We start from the raw sequence: 20786 nt of genomic DNA, 5'->3' as shown, positions 1-20786 counted from the left end.
TCGTTGGACAGATAAAGACAAATAATCAAAAAAAAACGCTACCTCGTGCGAGGCAGCGTTTTTTGGTTACTTCTTTTTCTTTTTTCTTTGAGAATCACGGGCTGTTCCAACTTCAATACCAGTTCCTTGTCCTTCTGGCTGAGATGAAGCAAGTCCATTTGTAGTGGGGTTTGCTTTATGTTTTGCCATTTTTCTCACCTCCACCTTTTAGACTCTCCCGTGCCTCTTTTTATTATCCGATACCTTTCACAACTATGTTAAGAAAAGAGAGTGAGGTATTCCCTGTTCATTCATAAAAACTTCTATTTGAAGTTTGTGATGCTCATCGTGTTCAATTAATCCTTTAATATAACTTGTTAGACAGAGAGGATACTTATCAATATAAAACGTGTTTTCCCATTCGAATGGGCGCCATTCTAGAAGTCTCTCGACTACTCGTTTTCTTGATTTTATCGTTTCCTTCACTAATTCCTTTTGGGTAACCCCAGATCTAGCAAATTTGGCTGCACGATTGTTCACTGCTTCTACCTTTTCAAGCTTTGGCAAAATCGCTTCACTCTTCATGTATGGAATTCGCTCTTCTAATAGATAATCATCCCATTTCATGATGTGAGAGAGAATTTCAGCTGGAGACCATTTACCTGATTTAATAGGCTTAAAAAACACTTCCTCACTCATCTCCATCGCCGTCGTTTCTAACCAGTTCGTCAATGAAGCATATTCGTTTAAAATTGAACGCTCATCCGTCATCTCATCTACTCCTTCCTAAATTAAAGAGCCTAGCGATGCTTTCTAGTTCGATCTCCAGCGATTTTTTTCCACTTTTTCTTTTCCTCGAGCTGAGCCTTCTTATTCGTTTGACGTTCAAGAAAAGCAAGCTCTCGGTTGAACTTTCTATAATTCTCAAACCTTCTTTGTTCTAGCGTTCCATCAGAAATAGCATTTCTTACAGCACATTTTGGTTCACCTTCGTGCTTGCAATCCCTGAAATAACATTGTTCCGCAAGGCTTTCTATATCAGGAAAACTCTGAGACAGGTTATTCGTTTCCCACAATTGAAGTTCTCTCATACCTGGCGTATCAATCAGTACGCCTCCGGTATGAAGAGAAATCAGTTCTCGACTTGTCGTCGTATGTTTACCCTTACCGTCTTCTTCACGAATGTCTTGGACAACTTGAATATCTTGTCCGTATAACTTATTTATAAGCGTGGACTTTCCAGCTCCTGACGAACCAAGAAGAGCGGTTGTCGTTCCCTCAATTAAATAAGGAGTTAATTCATCAATCCCAATCTCAGTCGCTGAACTAACCACATGAATTGGTACTCCAACTGCGACCCCAGTTAATGCATTCACTTTCTCCATGACGTTATCGCAAAGATCTGCTTTACTTAGAACAATAACGGGGTTTGCCCCGCTTTCCCATGCCATCAAAAGGTATCGCTCAATTCGACTTGGATTAAAATCCTGATTTAATGCGTTTACAAGAAAAACCGTATCGACATTCGCTACGATAATTTGCTCTTCTGTCGTCGTTCCAGCAATTTTTCGAGAGAACTTACTTTTTCTTGGGAGCAACTGATGAATGATCGCTTTATTCTCTGATTTTGGAGTAATCAGTACCCAGTCACCAACCGCCGGCAAAGCATCACGTTGTGTTACTTCAAATCGGAACTTACCTGAAAGTTCTGCTGCATAAGAACTTTCTCCTGTTGAAACGCTGTAACCTCCACGATGTTCCATTTTAACTCGAGCTGGTATAAGTCCATCTTCTGTCATAGCTTGATAATTTTCTTCAAAATATGAATTCCATCCTAATTTTATTCGTTTCAATTGAAAGCCTCCTGATTAATAAGTGTAAATATGACAAAAAGCCGTACAATGATGTCGGCTTTTATCATACAATCAGCGTAAGTAATTAGCTGATAAAGTATAAAAAACCATAGACACAGTCGCACAGCCCATGGTTTTTGATCTTATTAATCAGAAGTAAGAAAAGGTTCCTACCCTACCAATGGGACTGTGCACAATATGCAATTAAGGATGAATTCTTTTTGTTATTTACCATAATGCACAGCCCCTTTCCGTTAGTTAATACTTTTAGTATACGCAACATCGTGTGAATTGGCAATCTTTTCTGACAAATTAACTAATTTCGATTACTACGGCAATACCTTGTCCTCCGCCAATACACAGGGAGGCAACACCATATCTTCCATTTCTGCGCTTTAATTCTTTTATGAGAGTATAAAGAACACGTGTCCCACTTGCTCCAACTGGGTGTCCTAACGCGATGGCACCCCCGTTTACATTCACTCGTGAGCGATCAAGCTCTAGCTCCTTTTCAACAGCCAGATACTGAACTGCGAAAGCTTCATTTACTTCAATCAAGTCCATATTTTGCAATGTCATACCTGCTTTATCTAGTGCCTGTCGAATGGCAGGAACAGGACCAATCCCCATGATTGAAGGATCTACTCCCGCTATTCCCCAAGAAACGATTCGAGCAAGAGGCTTGAGATTTTTAGACGTAACGTAATCTGTTCCTGCTAATACGACCGAAGCTGCCCCATCATTAATTCCACTTGCATTTCCACCAGTGACAGTTCCATCTTTTTTGAAAGCTGGCTTTAAACTAGCTAGCTTATCTTCTGTAGTACCTTCTCGAATATGCTCATCAATCGCAAAGCTTTCAACCCCCTTCTTCCCTTTTATCTCAACAGGGGCGATTTCCTCCACAAAAATGCCTTTCTCTCTTGCTTCGGCTGCTTTTTGCTGACTTCGGGTTGCATACTCATCTTGATCTTCTCTAGAAATCCCATACTTTAGTGCAAGATTCTCTCCCGTTATCCCCATTCCTGTTCCAGTATACTCATCTGTTAACGTAGCCAACAGCATATCATCCATTTTAGGAGCACCCATTTTAGCTCCAAAACGATTTCCTCTTAACGTATAAGGCGATAAGCTCATATTCTCCGCTCCGCCGGCAAGGGCCGTTTGACCGTCTCCCATCATAATAGATTGAGCAGCTGATATGACGGCCTGCATTCCAGAACCGCATAAACGATTCACTGTTAGTGAAGGGCTCTCGATCGGTATTCCTGTTCCAAGAGCAATATGACGTGCGAGATAAGAAGCATTTGATGTTGAATGAATCACATTCCCAATAACAGAAAGATCAATTTCACTAGCCTCTATCCCGCTTTTTACTAGCGCTTCCTTGCTTGCCGTAATTCCTAAGTCAGTTGGACTAATATCTTTAAGTGAACCTCCAAACGTTCCAAATGGCGTTCTGGCACCCTCCAAAATAAAAACATCTTTCATGTTCTCCCCTCCATTCTTCTCTATTTTACAAACAAAAGGAAAGCGTTTACAAGTTTTTTTAGAGAGAAAAGATTTAACTCTCTTTCACTAATTGAATCCATTATTGTGCCGTGTATCCTCCATCAATGACCACTGCCTGACCTGTAATTCCTTTTGCCTTGTCGCAAAAAAACTAGTTATCTTCTTGTAAATAAACCTTTGCTTTACCTCAGTAAAAAAGACTACCCTTGTGAGACAGTGTTTTAAGATATTTTTGTTTTTTGCTTCTGATAGCCTTTCTAGTTGTTCGCTATAATCACTTGTTATCTCAACTCCTCCGGAACAAACATCTGCCCATTGATTTAAAGTCATTCTTCTATTTAAGTGACGAGAAAACTTACAGAAAACTCCATTTACTCCGATTAGACAATGGAAAAGTCAATTTATATTTTGCTATAGCTTAACCGAATCATATCCCGACAAGGAATACCGTTTTCTATAATCGTCTCAGGATAGCTATCAAAAAAACCTTCAATAATATCCGTTATTCGAAAGTGACATTTTTGATAGAGAGCTAATTGATCCAGACTTGAATTACCCGTGCCAATCTCAATCTTGGTGGCTCCAAGCGCCTCTGATCTTTGGATAGCATCGTGAATAAGCTTTTTTCCTATTCCCTTTCCCCTTCTATCCTCCCTTACTGCTATATTCATGATCTCCATTATTTCCTTTTCTTTTTTTACTAGAACATAGACTCCCATCACTTCTTGCTCTTCAACCGCAACATAACAGCTCCCAACTTTTAAATAACGTTCAATATGATCGAGAGATGGATCAGCATTAAGTAGAAGATCATAAGGAAAACCCTTTTTTATTTGCATTATCTTCATCAAAAAACCTCCTTACTCAGTCATTTTCATCCTACCTTTGTTCTTTTTCACAAGTTAATCATTCTATTCTTTTATGAACAATGCCTTCAAACACCATAAAAATAAAAAATCGTGCCTCGGCACGATTTAAGAAGGTTTGACTTTAGATGTAATGATAACACTGATCACTAGCGACAAAATCAAACTTATAAGATCAATAGGATTATATAGAAGGCCAAACGTAACGGTGCCTGTCACCTGTTGCCCCTTAGCCCAGGCCATCAACCAATCTGGTTGAAATATAGCATTAACAATCGAACCAATGATTAAATTCAAAATGAAATAGAAACTAATAAGACTGATCGTAAAAATAACGTATTTCTTCAAAACACCATGCTCCTTCTCCAAACGTCTTCTGAATTATTGTAACCTGTTGTAATCAAATTTCACAAATTAAAGAAAGATGCACACCTTTTTTTATAAAACCATAGGGTAATAGCATCACATATTCAGGAGGCCTATGATGTCATTTAAACATTACAGATACAACGAATGGCCTAATCCGTATTCACCTTGTTATCCCTCTTATTATCGCCCTTTCCCTCCAATTGAAGTGACTCGTTTCCAAAAATCAGCCGAGACGTGTTCAAAGCTAATGACAGATGGAGAGAAGCTGCTTAATAAAGTGGAAAACGACGCGCAATTTGCTCATGAATTAAAAGACGCGGCTCAGAAAAATGATCATTCCCATGTTCATATGCTGATTCAACGTGCTGGCGTGACTTCTCCCTTTCACATAGCTTATACGCCAGACGCCATTCGCGTAGATCTCACAGCAGGAAATCAAGATAATTGCAGTGAATTAACGCTAAAGCTCTGCTGGTAACCGTTACTTTAACTTCCTTCGAAGAGAAAAATAAAAAACACTAACCTGAACGAACGGCAGTAGTAGCAATATTAGAATCGGATAGGCTGAGAAATAATGAGATATAAACGGTTGAAAAGTCATTGCAGCAATTAAAAAAGGCGTGACAAACATCATCGCAATATAAGCATTGCGACACGCATGGGCGGTTAAAGCTTTTTCCCGTTCATCATCTTCACACAGTTCGGAAGGAAGCAAAAGCGCTTCTTTCCAACCCTTATTCTTTCTTCTCTTACTACGAGTGAATATAAAGCCAATAATACCCGTAATCAAAATAGTCATAAGAATAGGGAGTAGGTTAATCGTAACTTCACTTCCGTCTCCACTTATTATAGTTTGAAATTGCGAAGCTGCATCGAAATAAGTAACCATTGCCCAACCAAACAGACCAAGTATAACCAAGTTCATTAAATAAACGAAAGATAATTTCACTCCGATTCCCCCTGTAGTTGAAATACTTCCTCCACCGACATGTCAAATTCTCTACAAATATTCATAGCTAGTAATAATGACGGAACATACTCACCCTTTTCCACAGCTGCGATCGTTTGTCTCGTTACCCCTACTTTTGAAGCAAGCTGCTGCTGCGTTAACTGAAAACGAGCTCTTAGTTCTCTAATTCGATTTTGTAATGTCACCTGAACCCCTCTCTCACATTTCCTTTATATGTATTCTACAACAAACAAAATGTTAAGTAAACCTAACTTAAAGTTAATAATAATTAACTTTTTGACCAAAGAAAAAAGCCTGGTTTCCCAGGCTTTCTATTTTACAATTAGGACAGGACATGGCGATTGTTGAGCAACCTTCTCACTTACGCTTCCAAGCATCCATTTTTTAATCCCACTCAACCCTCGACTCCCGATAACGATTAAATCTGCTTCTGTCATAACGGCTAGATCCACGATTTCTTTCGCCGGATCGCCACTTCTTACATCAGAATGAACATTCACACCCATATGATGCAGCGTTTCTTTCACTTCTCGAAGCATTGCTTCTCCATCACTTCGTTCGACCGTTACGCCACTTTGCTCTTCAGGAATCGGTGTGGGGACACCAGCATGTCCTTCATTACCGATACTTCCAGTGCCATAAGGAATTCTCGTCGCTGGTTGAGCTGAAAGTTTATGTGATTCTTTCGCAACATGCACTAAATGAATAGAAGCTTTGCTTAGTTCTGCTAATTTAACTGCCTGGTGGAGCGCTTTTTCACTATCCTCAGAACGATCATAAGCTACTACAATTTTCGAATACATGATACCTTCCTCCTCAGTATTTGAAGTAGTATGGATATACCCCTACTGAGAGGAAAATAACGCCATTATTGAAAACGTATTCATATAGATATATTTGTTACACTAGCCTCATTATCCGGTAATAATAGGTTCTTTTGGGTAATGGTAACGTTCGAGAGGAGCGTTTCCTCGCATCATCAATAGAAACGATATAATCCCAATTCTTCCAACAAACATGAGAAAGATAATAACCCATTTACCCGCAGTACTTAGTTCAGGAGTGATGCCAAGGGATAAACCCGTTGTACCAAAGGCTGAGGTCACTTCAAATACAATGGCAGTTAATGAGAATGGTTCTGTTGCTGAAAGAATAACGACTGCCAAACCACAAAGACCAGTCGCTGTAAAAATGACGATGAACGATTTGATAATATCATCATGTAAAAGCTCTCTCCCAAAAACTTTGACACTTTTTCGACCTCTTGCGAAGTGAACGACTGTTAATACAGCAACAGCAAAAGTAGTCGTTCGAATCCCTCCGCCAACACTGCTTGGAGATGCGCCAATAAACATAAGTAAACTTAACACTAACTGCGTAGACAGAGTGAATTCACTCACGTCCATAGTTGCGAGACCACCATTTCTCGTTGTAACAGATTGAAACAATGAATAGAATAGCGATTGATCCCATGACTTATCAGCCAAGAAATTTCCTGCTTCTAAAATCCAGATAAGGGCGGTACCGATTAAGATTAGAGCAAAGAAAGTAACCGTCGTAACCTTTGTAAACAACGTAAAGCGGTACGCTACCGTTTCTTTCTTTTGGAATAAGTATTCTTTCAGTTCGATAAGAACAGGGAACCCTATTGCACCTAATATAAGCAGAATCATGTTAATGGATTGCACAAAATAATCATTTGCATATGGGATAAGTGAGCTCCCAGTAATATCAAATCCTGCATTTGTTGTAGCACTTACTGACGCAAAAAAACCTTGCAAAAAAGCATCTTGCCACGCATCATAATACTTTAACAAATAGATCCCAAGAATAATTGTCCCTATCGCTTCAAATAAGAGAATAAGCCCGAGGATTTGTCTCATTAGACTTACAAGACCAGCTAACGTACCACGATTTTGATCTGTACTAATAAGCTGACGTTCTTTCATCCCTATTTTCTTCCCCACTAATAACCAAATAAAAGTTCCAAGGGTCATAATCCCAATTCCACCGAATTGAAGTACGAAAGCAAGGATGTATGTTCCGGTTGTACTAAACGTATCAGCAGTAGAAACGACTGTTAATCCTGTAACACTAATTGCACTTACAGCTGTAAATAAAGCATCTATAAAGCTCCATTCAACACTAGCTTGGTGGGCAACCGGAAGACTTAAGAGAACCGTCGATAATGCTACAGCCGCAAAATAGAAAAGAACAATCAGCTGGACGGAAGAAAGTTCTGTTGCTTTTTCTTTGATTTTCATATTATTCCTCCTCAGCCTTTCTGATCTATGACTGGATTATTTCTGACATCGTGTTCTTGTAAATCTCACTGTTTAGATAATAACCCTGTTAATAGTATAATAAAAAATGTCAATTGTTTAAATATTGGGGGAACTACTGTGGATGATCAACGATACGAGCGTGAATTACTCACCATGAAAACCATTGCCGAAACATTAAATCGTTCAACCGACCTGAAAACAATGCTTCAATCTGTTCTTGAAGAGCTTTTGAACGTCACCGGGCTGAAAACAGGATGGATTTTCTTATCAAACTATAAGAAGCAGTTTACTTGTACAGCCGATGCAAGACTTCCTGAAGCTCTTGCATTAAGAAGAAAGGAACCAATGTGTAAAGGAACTTGCTGGTGCTTAAATAAATTTTGGGATGGACGACTGACCGAAGCAGTTAACATCATTGAATGCAAACGAATTGAAGATGCCATTCATCACAAAACCGGTGACACAGAAGGGTTGACTCATCATGCGACCGTTCCATTAACAGCCGCCGGGGAATCATTTGGTATTTTAAATGTTGGTTCACCTGGTAAAGAAAAGTTTTCTGAGGAAGAACTTACTCTACTTGAATCGGTTGCTTTTCAAATTGGAACAGCTATTAAACGAGTACGATTATATCAAGATGAGCAAAAACGTGCAGAAAACTATTCGAAACTTGAATCACTTACAAGAGAATTATGGAAGTGCGAACATACTGAGGAGATCATTAACGGGATTGTACGGCAAACCGCTCAATCTTTTAACTGGCCTATCGTCGGTTATTTCCATAATAGCGGTCACCAGCATCTTCTCCACTCTTTGTACGATCAAAACAAATTAAACGTACTGAACATGCCTTATTCTGATGATACACTAAAAGAACTTATAGAAGCAGTGGATAAAGAAATTCCAGTTACACCTCACACGTTTCATCTTCCAATTGATGCGGAAATCACTGAAATTCATGCCCGAGCGGTTACGATTCGAAATGATCAAATAGGTATTCTATTTGCTCTTAGTCACAAGGATGTAAGGCTCTCAAAAATAGATGAAGAAATTTTACAAGCTGTTGCTGATCACACGGCTCTTGCGATTGAGCAATCACGAGTAAATGAAAAGAGACAGGAGCTAATTCTCTCTGAAGAACGAAACAGACTTGCAAGAGACTTGCATGATTCCGTTAGCCAAAAACTGTTCTCATTATCAATGACAGCACGTGGTGCACAGAGTATTCAAGACAACCCTCTAGTTCTTAATGAGGCATTAGTCGATATTCAACAGCTATCTCAGCAAGCAATGCAAGAAATGAAAACATTAATCTGGCAGCTTCGACCTATGGGAATTGAAGCCGGTGTGATGACATCCCTTAAAACTTATGCACTAGGACTAGGTCTTCAAGCCGTTTATGACGTTTCAGGTCTTAAACTCCTCCCTACACCAATAGAAGAGGCGCTTTTCCGGATTGGTCAAGAAGCGCTCAATAATATACATAAGCATGCTGCTGTAAATGAAGTATCACTTCAGCTGGCATTTTCTGAAACCGATGCTAGCTTAACAATTGTGGATCACGGTGTTGGCTTTGATCAAACGACTGTTGGGGATTGCACACTTGGTCTTAGAGGAATGAAGGAACGTGCGGCTATACTCGGTGGCCATTTATCCATCACAAGTACAAGAAACTACGGAACAACAGTACAAGTTATACTGCCGATATGAGAGGAGGATATGATGAAAATTAAATTACTTCTTGCTGATGACCATCTTATGGTCCGAAAAGGACTTCGCTTATTCTTACAAACACAGGAGGATATTGACATTATTGGGGAAGCAGTAAATGGAGTTGAAGCCGTGAAGCTTGCTTATGAGCTTAGTCCTGACGTTATTTTAATGGATCTAGTTATGCCCGAAATGGATGGAATTGAAGCAACTAAACAGTTGAAAAAAAACGCACCACACATCAAAATTATTATCTTAACAAGTTTTTCAGATCAGGATCATGTTCTTCCAGCCATTAGCGCTGGTGCTGAAGGGTATCAATTAAAAGACATTGACCCTGATGAGTTAGTTTATACAATACGCGCAGCATTTAGCGGTAAACGCCACCTTCATCCACTCGCTACAAATCAGCTGATGTCTCATATGACTAAGAAAGATCAAGTCGATGATGAACGCAGAATCACAAACCTTACACCAAGGGAGAAAGAGGTATTAAGAGAAATCACTCTTGGGAAGAGCAACAAAGAGGTTGCTGCCGCTTTATATATTACTGAAAAAACAGTAAAAACTCATGTAAGTAGTATTCTTTCCAAATTAAATTTCCACGATCGGACACAGGCTGCTCTCTTCGCGACAAAGCAGAACTGGTTTGAAAATTAAATCTACAACTAAAGGCTGAGACTGAATTCCTTCTTCCCTCCGATGCCCGATACAAGAATTTAAAATACACTTAGATTGAAACACTCACAATTGAGGTAATAAAAGAATATAGAGGTATGAGAAAGGAGCTTTCCTATGAAAGTAATGGTGATGAACGGTAGTCCAAGAGACAAATCTATGACGAGGAACTTAACAAATACAGTTACCGATCAATTAGACGAAAAGGGAATTGAAGTGCTCACATTCGACGCAGGATTCCACGACCTCCCTTTATTTAAAGGAAGAAAAGAAGATCTTGATCATCCAGAGGTGCAGCGCCTCATAAACCATGCAACAAAAGCTGATGCATTTGTAATTTGCTCTCCTGAATACCACAATGGCATGAGCGGAGCTTTAAAAAACGCACTCGATTTTTTAGGTGGTTCTCATTTCAAACATAAGCCAACTGTTCTTGCTTCTGTTGGCGGTGGTGGAAAAGGCGGTATTAACGCATTGAACAATATGAGAACAGTTATGAGAGGGTTATATGCTCTCGTCCTCCCTGATCAATTCTGCGCAGATCCCACATGCTTTGATGAGAAAGGTTACATGGTGGAAACAAAAGCGAAAGAACGTCTGACAATCGTTATAGATGAACTAGTTTCCCTCTCCCAAACGATAGAAAATAAAATAGAAGTACAGTAAGAAAGAGCCCGATAGCATTTCTCTATCGGGTTCTTTTCGCCTATTCTATGACTCCCGACTCTGTTACTTTCACATCTATATGAAATTCGATATCCATATCAGGATAGCGGTCCATCCAATCCTCATGACTGAAATCACCACGAGTCACACTACGAGTCGCATTCCCAAGTCCAAGAGGATCGATCTTTAGCCGTTGAAATTCTTGAATCATCTCATTTCCTCTGTTCTCAATTTCCTTCTCCATCGTTTTCTCAATTTCTTTAAGCTTTAGAGGAGTTAACTTCTTTCCAGAATACTCCTTGATTACTCCTAAAATCTTACCATGAACTTCAACTTTATTGCGTCCAGCCTTCTTAAAATTAAGATTTCTTTTAGAAGCAATATTATAAATAGCGGCATGCTCCTCCTCATTAAGTCTCACAGTAAATGAATCATTACTAGAAAACTTCTCATACAGAATTTTGAATGTAAACAAACTTTGTGAGTCAATGGTAGTAACCATCTTATCTCCATTAAATAAAGCAATACCGATAATCTTCACCTTATCTCCATCTTGTTCAACCAACGGAAGAATCGGGTCATTTCCTTCTGAGTAATAATGGTACAGAAAGTTATGCAAACTCGTTTGTGGCAGCATGCCGTGCTTAGTATTATGACTTAAAGTGTCATGGATAAATGTACCGGTATCCACGTTCCCATAATTGGTACTTAATAATGTTTCCATGTCACTGTTAGAAATGCCCAAGAACACTCTTGAACCGATCGCCGGATCTCTTTGGAGTGTATCAACCAATTCAATAATACCTTCTGATTCTGCCATTTCCCTGCTAAAGAGAGCAACCTCCAGTTTTCCACTTACAAATGATTTTGATGACTCGGAATTATATTGACTGCGTATTTCTTTACTAATTTCAGCTGTCTGGATAAAGATGCTATTATCAACCCTACCATTAGCTTGATATTGGGGAGCTACTGCAATTCCTTTAATAAAACTTTCTTCATTGTCATCATCAGGAAGATCATAACCGATAATCGTCACCATTTGAATATCATCCAGAATACTACTTTCCACACACCCTGTAAGTAGGACACTGCATATTACGAATACCAGGATCAGTCTCATTCTGACCTCCCCACCTTACTTTTGATATACTGAGCTACGAATAAGAATGGTACATAGAGATAGACAAAGTAGAACCCCATTTGACTCGTATACTGATTTAGTAAATCAATGCTCTCTCTCCTAGCAAAGGCACTGCTAGCCAGTAAAATGACAAAAAGAAGAGGGATCGTCACATTTCGTTGACTGATATTTGATAACCTCCTAATTGCTCTACCTCCAGCCCATATCGTAATACAAAGGTTTGGAAGAATCACAAGTGCCCACGAGGTAATACCAATGTACTCAAAACGCTGAACAAAAGGCATTTCTGCAATTTTCCATGTTGTTAGCGTCGCCCAAATGGTCTTTTGTAACTGTTCGGTACTAAAGAAGGCGATCGTTGTGATCGTGACTGTTGTATAAATAAAAACCGTAAATAAGTTCCCTGCCTGCGCCCATCGATGAGATTTTTCGGGGTCTTTCACAAATGGGAGATACATAAAAAGCGTTGTAAAACCTAAATAAGATAAGGAAGCCCCCTTAACTCCCTCATACATTTCGATTATAGAGTGGTTGAATATCGGCAGAAGGTCTCGGAAGTGTCCATAAAACATCGGAAAGATCATCGTTAGAATAAGATAAAATGGCAAAACAACACCAAAGAAAGCTATACCGGCAACTACCCTAAACCCGCCAGATAAACAGTAATAGACTAAAAGTAGAAACACAGAACCGAAGATCCATTTATTTAAGTCTGGAAACATCCATACTTGAACTACTTCGATATATGTACGTAGAATAGTCACACTCATCGCAATGAAATAAACAATAGCAATCCAGCTTAATAATCCTCCTAACCATTTCCCAAAAAGATTTTGATGTAACGAAATGAGATCCCCTTTTTCCTTTAGCATGATTTTATATATCAAAAAAATAATCACATTTAGACTAAGGCCAGCAACTAGTACCGAAATCCAAGCATCATTTCCTGCATACTTTGCGCTGATTCTTTGAAACCCCATAACTCCTACCCCAACTTGAACGGAGTGAACAAGGTAAAACACTAGAAATGGAGATACTTTATACTCATCTTTCACTTCTGGTCCAGCCATATAAAAGCATCTCCTTTCTACGTTTACTCATGGAAATCATTTTTCTCTTTCTTCGTTACTGGATTAAAACGTACTGTATCCTCTGTTTGTAATTGAATAGGTCGCTTATTTTGAAATTTCAACGGAAGCCTAATAAGAGCATCCTTTAAATCCTGAACACGTAATGGGTAGATTGGCTCTAGGAATGGTCTACCTAACGATTTTAATTTGAGAAGGTGAGCTATTAAAAAACTAAAGCAAATTGTTACACCAAGGAGCCCCCACAGATGAGCGAAAAACAGGAAAGGAAACCTTGTTAAGCGAATAGTGTTGCTCATTCGATAGACAGGAGTTGTAAAGGAGGCAAGGGCAGAAAGTGCCACGATAATTAATAGGACGTTGCTTGTTAATCCTGCTTCAACTGAAGCAGTCCCAATAACAATACCGCCTACAATACCGATCGTTTGACCGACTTTTGTCGGCAATCGTGCTCCAGCTTCTCTTAGCAACTCAATGGCTAACTCCAAAAATATGGCTTCTAGAATGGGAGGTAGCGGTATACGTTGCCTGGAGCTAACGAGGGTGCCGAGTAGATCTTTCGGTATCAGTTCATAATGATAGGTTAATGTTGCTACATAAACGGGTGTCACAAGTATTGAAAATAAAATCGCAAAAATACGGATCAAGCGAGCACTTGAGGCGACGATCCAATTCACAAAATAGTCTTCAAATGCTGAAAAGAATTCGACAAGCGTCGTTGGCCCAATCAAAGCCTGAGGTGATCCATCTGAAAGAATCACTACTTTCCCTTCGCATAACACAGATGTTGCCCGGTCAGGTCTTTCGGTATCAATCAGTTGCGGAAAAGGAGAATTTCTATTATCGGAGATCAGTTGCATAAGAACTGAACTATCGACAACCTGATCTACTTTAAGGTCTTTAAGACGCTGTTTAACAGTGTTTACATTTTCTTCGTTCGCGATTCCCTCCAGGTAGAGAATAACTACTTTCGTTTTTGTCAGCTTACCGATCGTTAACTCATATGCTTTTAATTCATGCACAGGTAATCGTTTTCGGATTAAATGGATATTGGTATCTAGTGCTTCTACAAATGCTTCCTTTGAGCCGACAACTGTAAACTCGACTTCAGGTTGTGTGATCGCTCGGGCTTTTTTGACCTGGCAAGGTATCATGGCACATTTCGTTGCAGACTCACTCAAGCGAATGATAATAAAACCCATCATCACTTTTTCACAAATCACCTTAAGGTCTTCTGAAATGATGACGCCTGGCACGGGCACCCTTTTCTTCACCTCATCAAGTGACTTCAATGGTTCTCTCACGAGATAGGGTAAAATGTGGTCGTTGAATTCATTCTCATGAATAAGCGTTTTAAAATAATATAAGAAGAAAGAGCTGTTATCCTGCTTATTTTCAAAATGCAAAAAATCATCGGAGTCTTTTAAGCTTTTAATTAGCTCAGGCAAGTTTTTCAACTTATCGGGAGATCGACTTTTTTTAAACCATCGAAGCACTTTCAGTCACCACACATTCTCATGTTCTCCTTGTAGTTTCTACAAGTCACATCAATTTATCCACCTCCAGGCTTCATCAATGAAATCAAACCAAATAAAAAAGCGTGTCATTACGACACGCTTTTCCCTTTATTGTCCTTGTGCTAGTGAGTATGCAATCTTACCGTCAAAACGATATAAGTTCTCGATCTTAATCCAATCTAACTCTTCGGATTCAATTTTTGTTAGTAGATCACGGATAGCTCCCTGAGTTTCTTTTTTACCTTCAACTGGCTGGAATCTGCAGCGCCAATGATCAGATAAGAAGGTTTCAGAGAATCCATTGGGATATACTTTCACACCACGATTTGTCATCATCACAAATTCATGATTGCTTTCTGCCGCTGCACGCGTTAGCTTCTCTGCAATTTCATCAATTGTTAGGGTGTTGTTAAATAAGAATACATCTGTTCCGTCAAGCTCGCGTTCAGGAACATAATTGGGACGATTCGTTTCTTCTTTCTCTTCCAATACTTCTTTACGATATACGACCGGTTCGAGTACTGAAGGAGATTGACCAAGACGTTCAACTACTGCATGAGAGAATTCTTTCGTTCCAACAGCATTTTTCCCTTTTGCAATATCGCCTGTTAGTACGCCATCCTCAATTGTTTTCAACCATGCATTGTGAATTTTCTCTGCAGCTTCAGGCTGTCCAATATGAACAAGCATCATAATCGCACCGTGCAGAAGACCTGATGGGTTTGCAATACCTTTACCTGCAATATCAGGAGCGCTTCCGTGAATAGCTTCAAACATCGCAATTTGATCCCCGATATTGGCAGATCCCGCCAAACCTACACTTCCAGCAATTTGAGCGGCAATATCAGAAGCGATATCACCGTATAAATTCAATGTAACGATTACATCAAATTCTTCAGGCGAATCAGCTAAGCGCGCCATACCAATGTCAACAATATAACTATTAGATTCAATTTCAGGATATTCAGCCGCAATCTCTTTGAAAACCTGATGGAAAAGACCATCACTTAATTTCATGATGTTATCTTTCACGAGGCATGTTACTTTCTTACGATTGTTTTTACGAGCATATTCAAATGCGTGCCGAATGATACGCTCAGATCCCGGGCGTGAAATAAGCTTCAAGCTTTGTACAACGTCCGGTGTTTGCTGATGCTCAATTCCTGAATAGAGGTCTTCCTCATTTTCTCGAACAATGACAAGATCCATGTCAGGATGCTTATTTTCTACAACAGGGTTATAAGAAACGCAAGGGCGAACGTTTGCATATAGACCCATAGCGGTACGAATGGTTACATTTAAACTCTTATATCCTCCACCCTGTGGTGTTGTAATCGGTGCTTTGAGAAGTACTTTAGTTCGACGCAACGAATCCCATGCTTCCTGAGGAATTCCCGTTGAATTTCCAGAAAGGTATACTTTCTCTCCAACGTCAATAAATTCAGGCTCAATTTCAGCCCCAGCTTGTTCTAAGATGTGCAAGGTTGCTTCCATAATTTCTGGACCAATGCCGTCTCCTGTTGCTACCGTAATTGGGCGCTTTTCTGCCATGATCTTCTCTCCTTCTCTCTGGTCTATCAATACACATTGAAAAACCCGGTAGGCTCAATTAGAGAACACCGGATCTTCCAGATACAGTGAAATATCCATTTCTCAAGATCGTTCAATTCTGGACTTGAATCATGGAATAAACCAACATTTTGTTATCGCTTTCCAAGGTTATTATAGAAATCATGTGCTTTTTTGTCAATTTTACAGAGTTTCTGTCATCGCCGCTTCAAAAAAACCAGCCTCTAAAGGAAGAGGACTGGTTGATCATTATTGAAGCGCTTTGACGTCGTCCACGATCTCTTCAAATGGAACGTTAGAATAGCCAGAATACTTCTTAACGGCAATCCCTTTTTTATTCACAAGGTAGAAATTAGTACCATGAATGAATTGATCTGAACTTGGGTCAGCATCTACAGCCGTTTTAAAAGTACTTTCCGCAAAACCTTTTATTTCGTCTTCCGTGTATCCAGTCAAGAAGTGCCAGTTAGATAGATCAGCATCAAATTTTTCAGAGAATGTCACAAGCTGTTCAGGAGTATCCCGTTCAGGATCTACTGAAAATGAAACGAGTTCTACATCTACATCCGCTTCACTTAGCTTATCCTGAAGCTGTGACATATTCGCTGTCATTGGGGGACACACCGTCTCACAATTTGTAAAAATAAAATCAGCTATCCACACTTTTCCTTCTAAATCATTTAATCCAAACTCACTGTTTGTATGGTCTGTATATGTAAAATCTTGTACTTCCCAATCGAGATCGTCAGGAACATCTTTTCCACATGCAGCTAGTACGACAAGTAGAGTTATTACTGTTACTAATAACAGTCGATTCTTCATTAGGGTAACCTCCAATAAAAATAAAATTAAGCGCTCTCTTTACCTTATCTCAAAATAAGGAAAGATGCTATACGACGTAAATATCGGTTTTGAGAATTTCATGAACAAAATAATGTATCAATCAAAAAAAGTCTCTTTTTATGTTCAAAAGTTTAAACTTTTGAACTATAAGTATTTAAAAAGAGTAGAAGGACTAATAACAGGTCTCTTCTACTTTTGCTAACAGCATTTTTAACGTCGTGACACTATCCTCTAATTGAAGAGAATAGAATCTCGTTGTGCCTTTCTGCTCAACAGAAACAAGCCCAACTTCACGCAAAATTTTCAGATGATGAGAAATAGCAGGACGTGATAAAGTCGATCGCTCCGTAATCTCATTCACACTTAATGGATCGTGTTCACTAAGTAGCATAATAATATCCTGTCTATAGGGATCACCAAGCGCCTGGAAGATTGGTGTGCTTTTGCGAAAAAGTTGGATCGCTTCCTGATGGTCATTTTTCTGATTCATAGCAGAAAGCCTCCTATTTGTTTAAGTGTTTAAACATATAACCTGATTTCAGCATATAGTAATCCTTCTATCCTGTCAATAAACGGTTTCTGTTATGAATAACCTAACTTTTTCAAGACTAACTGATGATTTGGGTTCATTTCTTTAGGTAACTCGTTTAGTGGAAAATATTTCACTTCTGACACTTCATTTCCATCTAATTTAAAAGCTTCGCTCTCACATTGTCCCTTATAAACAGCAATAACACTATAAACCTCATCTCCATTTGGATATCGGTAATATAACTCTTCACCAGAGAAAAGAGAAACAAACGTTAACTCCTTAGTACCTACTCCTATTTCCTCAAACGTTTCACGTACAGCCGTCTCTTCAAAAGATTCTCCAGGCTCCATAAATCCACCTGTTAATCCCCATAGCTTATTATCTGTTCTCTTCTGTAACAGTAGCCTGCTCTTCGTATGATCAAATAATAAAATCGCAACACCAGGTAGAATTAATGGCCGACTCCCAACTAACGCTCTTATTTGTTGAATATAGTCCATAGTACCTCCTAAAGAATTGAAATCAAACAAAAAGCCTCTCGATCTCTCGAAAAGGCCTTTTATGCGGTGGCAAACGCCCAAACCCAGAAGGCTACACCCCAGATAGCACAAAGAACTAATAAAATAATAAGAAGGCGAATATTTTTATTTCTCATGGTTGTCCATCTCCCCATGTTCTACCGTTTTTTCTTTTCTCTTTAACATATACAAGAAAAACCCAAATAAACCAAATACTACAAAAAATAGCCCTGTTGACATATAAACTAGAATCGACCCTATTTCCATATTTTGTCCACCTTTCTAATTCCGTACTACCCGCTGTATGATAAATAGATGGATAATACTCCAATGACCATCATCGTTATAAAAGGCAGAACAAAGGCCAGGAAAATAACAGCGGATTCTGTTTTATGCTGTTTAATTTTAGATAACAAGAAGCCATTCTCCTTTCACTTTATCAATCACTCAAATAATAGTATAACGAAACTTCACTTCATTACCGTCCATTTTTCTTGAACGTTTCCGTACAATTCTACCATACAGAGCGATTAATCGTGACAGGCATGGTGGATCGCCTGGTGAAGCAGTGCCATCACATGCTGATCATCAGGAGAATAAAAAATACTTGTGCCGGCTCTTCTAAACTTTACTAAGCGTAAGTTCTTCAAAAAGCGAAGCTGATGAGAAACAGTCGATTGAGAAAGATGCAGAGCATCCGCTATTTCACTTACAGCACACTCCCGATCTGCCAATAAATTTAATATCCGAATCCTCGTTGGATCTCCTAGAGCTTTAAAAGTTTGCGAAACAATAAAAAGTGTTTCTTCATCTAGATCTAATTGTTCTTTTGCCACATCCTGTCCTTGATTATCCAAAACGATCCCCTCTCCCTCATTACATGAACAAATATTCATATACCATTCTGTTGCCATTGTATGAAAGACCTTTCACTATTGTCAACTTAGATGGGGAAGCCTGTCACGATTCCTTCACACAAAATGTAGAACCCGCCTTGAGTTAATGGTAAATCCTTTTTACAATAGAGTAAGAAGAAAAAGTAAAGGCTTTCTTATCGTTAGATAGGATGCAAGAAGATGATATGGTATGATGAAAACGGTCAACATTTACTGTCAGGCATTATGATCATAGATGGAGGTGTTCCTAATGTGGGAACAATTAACAAGCACATTTTCGTTTAGTGCTTTATGGAGTCCTGGAATTATGGTAGCTGCAATCGTTATTGCTGGATTCTACTTACTTCTAACAGGACCTTGGAAAAATAGCTTTAAAGACTCAGCACCGATCCCCCTTTACAAAAAGATCTTTTTCTTAATCGGGGTTTTCTTATTTTATCTCGGACTTGGCGGTCCACTATCACTTATGGGGCATTTATTACTCAGCATACATATGACTGAGATGGCGCTCGTTTATTTAGTCGCTCCACCACTCATGATAGTAGGCACCCCAGCATGGTTGCTCCGTCCACTGCTAAATATCAAAGTGATTCGCAAAATCTTTAAATTTTTCACATTCCCTATTATTTCACTGCTTTTATTTAACGGGTTATTTTCTTTCTATCATATCCCAGAAATCTTTGATTACTTAATGGTGCACTATACGGCTCAGAATTTCTATAAAGCCGCTCTTATCCTGACTGCCTTTGCTATGTGGTGGCCACTTGTTTGTCCAATACCAGAATACGATACGTTATCAGGTGTTAAAAAACTTGGATACATCTTCGCAGATGGTGTCCTACTCACACCAGCATGTGCTCTCATTATTTTCGCAACTACTCCATTATACGCTACATATACAGATCCAACGATTTGGGCAAATGCTATGGGATATTGCGTACCAACCGGCACGACCGTTTCACCTGAACTATTTGACCAATTCAAGCCACTAGGCATCATGGAAGACCAACAGCTAGGCGGCATCATCATGAAAATCATCCAAGAACTCTCATACGGCACCGCACTAGGCTACATCTTCTTCCAATGGGCAAGAAGAGAACGAGAAAAAGACGCCGAAGAACTACAATCACCAGAATTCCGAATCAGTGAGATTTAAACGAAAAGCGGAAGTGGGCGGTTAGACACTCGGTCACTGTAGCTAGACACCGAAAACCAAAACCGTCCCGTTCAAAAAGCCATGAAGCACTTTGCTTCATGGCTTTTGTTATTGCATACCCTTCCGTCTTAACAATTGTCGTAATCCGCCCCCAATTACTACCCCAATAACAATACCTATAATAGCAACAAAGGTCGGTGGAATAACAAAAGGCTCTGTTCTTAAATTCGATACAATCACAGCCACCGTAGAAAAATACGCTCCACATACAAAGGGTAAAGACAGGTAATCACCTGGTAGTTTCCCTGCTTTTTCAATAGCACCTAGATAGCTTTCATAAATCGCAAACATGTAAACACAAGGATAAAACATAGCCCATTCATAATTTGTAACTGAAATTGCCTGGACGGACTTACCTTGAAAACTATAGAGAATATTCATATTAAGATTTGCATTCACATTGATCAAAAACTCAAGCCCAATAAAAAAAGCACCTCTTATGTAATTCTTATTAATGATTTGTCCAAACCCGGGAAAGGCAATACTCCACAAGAGAACTTCAATTGGATTTACTTTTCTGTTCATCCCATCACCAGCTTCTTATTGTCTCAGCTACATTTTTACCTTTTCCATAT

At 39.2% G+C, this 20786-nt stretch carries 26 protein-coding genes; 5 read left to right on the top strand and 21 right to left on the bottom strand.

Annotation, left to right across the window (positions count from 1 at the left end; all coding sequences use genetic code 11):
• Positions 1 to 66: 66 nt before the first annotated feature.
• The 6 genes from AC0VYO_RS03720 to AC0VYO_RS03695 form a co-directional block, all read right to left on the bottom strand.
• A complete protein-coding gene (locus tag AC0VYO_RS03720) occupies positions 67 to 189 on the bottom strand; it encodes a YuzL family protein (RefSeq protein ID WP_194219936.1) in 123 nt (40 codons plus the stop codon).
• A gap of 63 nt (positions 190 to 252) precedes the next feature.
• A complete protein-coding gene (locus AC0VYO_RS03715; RefSeq protein WP_430246725.1) occupies positions 253 to 750 on the bottom strand; it encodes a DinB family protein in 498 nt (165 codons plus the stop codon).
• Between the two features lie 29 nt (positions 751 to 779).
• Complete coding sequence (gene rsgA, locus AC0VYO_RS03710; protein ID WP_475369036.1) at positions 780 to 1778, bottom strand: ribosome small subunit-dependent GTPase A; 999 nt, start codon at positions 1776 to 1778, stop codon at positions 780 to 782.
• 366 nt (positions 1779 to 2144) lie between these two features.
• Positions 2145 to 3323, bottom strand: coding sequence for a thiolase family protein (locus tag AC0VYO_RS03705; RefSeq protein WP_475368411.1), 1179 nt, complete (start codon positions 3321 to 3323; stop codon positions 2145 to 2147).
• A 422-nt stretch (positions 3324 to 3745) separates the two neighbouring features.
• Positions 3746 to 4192 (bottom strand): GNAT family N-acetyltransferase, encoded by a 447-nt coding sequence (locus AC0VYO_RS03700; protein WP_475368410.1) that lies wholly within the window; start codon positions 4190 to 4192, stop codon positions 3746 to 3748.
• Between the two features lie 126 nt (positions 4193 to 4318).
• Positions 4319 to 4558 carry a hypothetical protein gene (locus AC0VYO_RS03695; RefSeq protein WP_194219929.1) on the bottom strand — a complete coding sequence of 80 codons (240 nt, stop codon included), beginning with the start codon at positions 4556 to 4558 and terminating at the stop codon, positions 4319 to 4321.
• Positions 4559 to 4694: 136 nt separating this feature from the next.
• Between AC0VYO_RS03695 and AC0VYO_RS03690 the strand changes: the two genes are divergently transcribed.
• Positions 4695 to 5057, top strand: coding sequence for a YuzC family spore coat inner layer protein (locus tag AC0VYO_RS03690; protein ID WP_430246731.1), 363 nt, complete (start codon positions 4695 to 4697; stop codon positions 5055 to 5057).
• 3 nt (positions 5058 to 5060) lie between these two features.
• On the opposite strand, the gene AC0VYO_RS03685 is transcribed toward AC0VYO_RS03690, so the two are convergent.
• The 4 genes from AC0VYO_RS03685 to AC0VYO_RS03670 all read right to left on the bottom strand — a co-directional run bounded on the left by AC0VYO_RS03685 (position 5061) and on the right by AC0VYO_RS03670 (position 7813).
• The gene (locus tag AC0VYO_RS03685) at positions 5061 to 5528 is read right to left on the bottom strand and encodes a hypothetical protein (protein ID WP_475368409.1); all 468 of its coding nucleotides are present in this window, start codon (positions 5526 to 5528) and stop codon (positions 5061 to 5063) included.
• A complete protein-coding gene (locus AC0VYO_RS03680) occupies positions 5525 to 5734 on the bottom strand; it encodes a helix-turn-helix transcriptional regulator (protein ID WP_430246735.1) in 210 nt (69 codons plus the stop codon). The genes AC0VYO_RS03685 and AC0VYO_RS03680 overlap by 4 nt, the downstream gene beginning before the upstream one ends.
• A gap of 126 nt (positions 5735 to 5860) precedes the next feature.
• Positions 5861 to 6352 (bottom strand): universal stress protein, encoded by a 492-nt coding sequence (locus AC0VYO_RS03675; protein WP_430246737.1) that lies wholly within the window; start codon positions 6350 to 6352, stop codon positions 5861 to 5863.
• Positions 6353 to 6463: 111 nt separating this feature from the next.
• Positions 6464 to 7813, bottom strand: coding sequence for a TrkH family potassium uptake protein (locus tag AC0VYO_RS03670; RefSeq protein ID WP_475368408.1), 1350 nt, complete (start codon positions 7811 to 7813; stop codon positions 6464 to 6466).
• Positions 7814 to 7951: 138 nt separating this feature from the next.
• Here AC0VYO_RS03670 and AC0VYO_RS03665 point away from each other — a divergent pair, with 138 nt between their 5' ends.
• The 3 genes from AC0VYO_RS03665 to AC0VYO_RS03655 all read left to right on the top strand — a co-directional run bounded on the left by AC0VYO_RS03665 (position 7952) and on the right by AC0VYO_RS03655 (position 10888).
• The gene (locus tag AC0VYO_RS03665; RefSeq protein ID WP_475368407.1) at positions 7952 to 9544 is read left to right on the top strand and encodes a GAF domain-containing sensor histidine kinase; all 1593 of its coding nucleotides are present in this window, start codon (positions 7952 to 7954) and stop codon (positions 9542 to 9544) included.
• Between the two features lie 12 nt (positions 9545 to 9556).
• Positions 9557 to 10204, top strand: a complete 648-nt coding sequence (locus AC0VYO_RS03660) for a response regulator (protein ID WP_475368406.1) — start codon at positions 9557 to 9559, stop codon at positions 10202 to 10204.
• 135 nt (positions 10205 to 10339) lie between these two features.
• Complete coding sequence (locus AC0VYO_RS03655; RefSeq protein WP_194220170.1) at positions 10340 to 10888, top strand: NADPH-dependent FMN reductase; 549 nt, start codon at positions 10340 to 10342, stop codon at positions 10886 to 10888.
• Between the two features lie 40 nt (positions 10889 to 10928).
• Here the strand turns inward: AC0VYO_RS03655 and AC0VYO_RS03650 are convergent, their stop codons facing one another.
• The 10 genes from AC0VYO_RS03650 to AC0VYO_RS03605 all read right to left on the bottom strand — a co-directional run bounded on the left by AC0VYO_RS03650 (position 10929) and on the right by AC0VYO_RS03605 (position 18956).
• On the bottom strand, positions 10929 to 12011 hold the full coding sequence (locus AC0VYO_RS03650; RefSeq protein ID WP_475368405.1) for a Ger(x)C family spore germination protein: 1083 nt from the start codon (positions 12009 to 12011) through the stop codon (positions 10929 to 10931).
• A complete protein-coding gene (locus AC0VYO_RS03645) occupies positions 12008 to 13102 on the bottom strand; it encodes a GerAB/ArcD/ProY family transporter (protein WP_475368404.1) in 1095 nt (364 codons plus the stop codon). Before AC0VYO_RS03645 ends, AC0VYO_RS03650 begins: the two co-directional genes overlap by 4 nt.
• A 23-nt stretch (positions 13103 to 13125) precedes the next feature.
• A complete protein-coding gene (locus tag AC0VYO_RS03640) occupies positions 13126 to 14616 on the bottom strand; it encodes a spore germination protein (protein ID WP_475368403.1) in 1491 nt (496 codons plus the stop codon).
• A gap of 129 nt (positions 14617 to 14745) precedes the next feature.
• Positions 14746 to 16188: an NADP-dependent isocitrate dehydrogenase gene (locus AC0VYO_RS03635; protein WP_430246745.1), complete on the bottom strand. Its 1443-nt coding sequence runs from the start codon at positions 16186 to 16188 to the stop codon at positions 14746 to 14748.
• A gap of 267 nt (positions 16189 to 16455) precedes the next feature.
• Positions 16456 to 17028 (bottom strand): SCO family protein, encoded by a 573-nt coding sequence (locus AC0VYO_RS03630; RefSeq protein ID WP_475368402.1) that lies wholly within the window; start codon positions 17026 to 17028, stop codon positions 16456 to 16458.
• Positions 17029 to 17221: 193 nt separating this feature from the next.
• A complete protein-coding gene (locus AC0VYO_RS03625) occupies positions 17222 to 17539 on the bottom strand; it encodes an ArsR/SmtB family transcription factor (RefSeq protein ID WP_475368401.1) in 318 nt (105 codons plus the stop codon).
• A gap of 92 nt (positions 17540 to 17631) precedes the next feature.
• Complete coding sequence (locus tag AC0VYO_RS03620) at positions 17632 to 18081, bottom strand: NUDIX hydrolase (RefSeq protein WP_475368400.1); 450 nt, start codon at positions 18079 to 18081, stop codon at positions 17632 to 17634.
• Positions 18082 to 18225: 144 nt separating this feature from the next.
• Positions 18226 to 18366, bottom strand: coding sequence for a hypothetical protein (locus tag AC0VYO_RS03615; RefSeq protein ID WP_430246751.1), 141 nt, complete (start codon positions 18364 to 18366; stop codon positions 18226 to 18228).
• 26 nt (positions 18367 to 18392) lie between these two features.
• Positions 18393 to 18515, bottom strand: a complete 123-nt coding sequence (locus tag AC0VYO_RS03610) for a hypothetical protein (protein WP_276511829.1) — start codon at positions 18513 to 18515, stop codon at positions 18393 to 18395.
• Between the two features lie 114 nt (positions 18516 to 18629).
• Positions 18630 to 18956 carry an ArsR/SmtB family transcription factor gene (locus AC0VYO_RS03605; RefSeq protein ID WP_303532963.1) on the bottom strand — a complete coding sequence of 109 codons (327 nt, stop codon included), beginning with the start codon at positions 18954 to 18956 and terminating at the stop codon, positions 18630 to 18632.
• A 289-nt stretch (positions 18957 to 19245) separates the two neighbouring features.
• On the opposite strand from AC0VYO_RS03605, the gene ctaG reads away from it, so the two are divergent.
• Positions 19246 to 20151 (top strand): cytochrome c oxidase assembly factor CtaG, encoded by a 906-nt coding sequence (ctaG, locus tag AC0VYO_RS03600; RefSeq protein WP_430246754.1) that lies wholly within the window; start codon positions 19246 to 19248, stop codon positions 20149 to 20151.
• A 108-nt stretch (positions 20152 to 20259) separates the two neighbouring features.
• On the opposite strand, the gene AC0VYO_RS03595 is transcribed toward ctaG, so the two are convergent.
• The gene (locus AC0VYO_RS03595; RefSeq protein WP_283152968.1) at positions 20260 to 20736 is read right to left on the bottom strand and encodes a hypothetical protein; all 477 of its coding nucleotides are present in this window, start codon (positions 20734 to 20736) and stop codon (positions 20260 to 20262) included.
• Positions 20737 to 20786 lie beyond the last annotated feature (50 nt).

This window comes from Anaerobacillus sp. 63XJN7_4_ISO-PGPR-S23-413 (genome assembly GCF_056173725.1).
The sequence above is the reverse complement of the archived record's forward strand: the minus strand, read 5'-3'. Positions and strand labels throughout refer to the sequence as shown.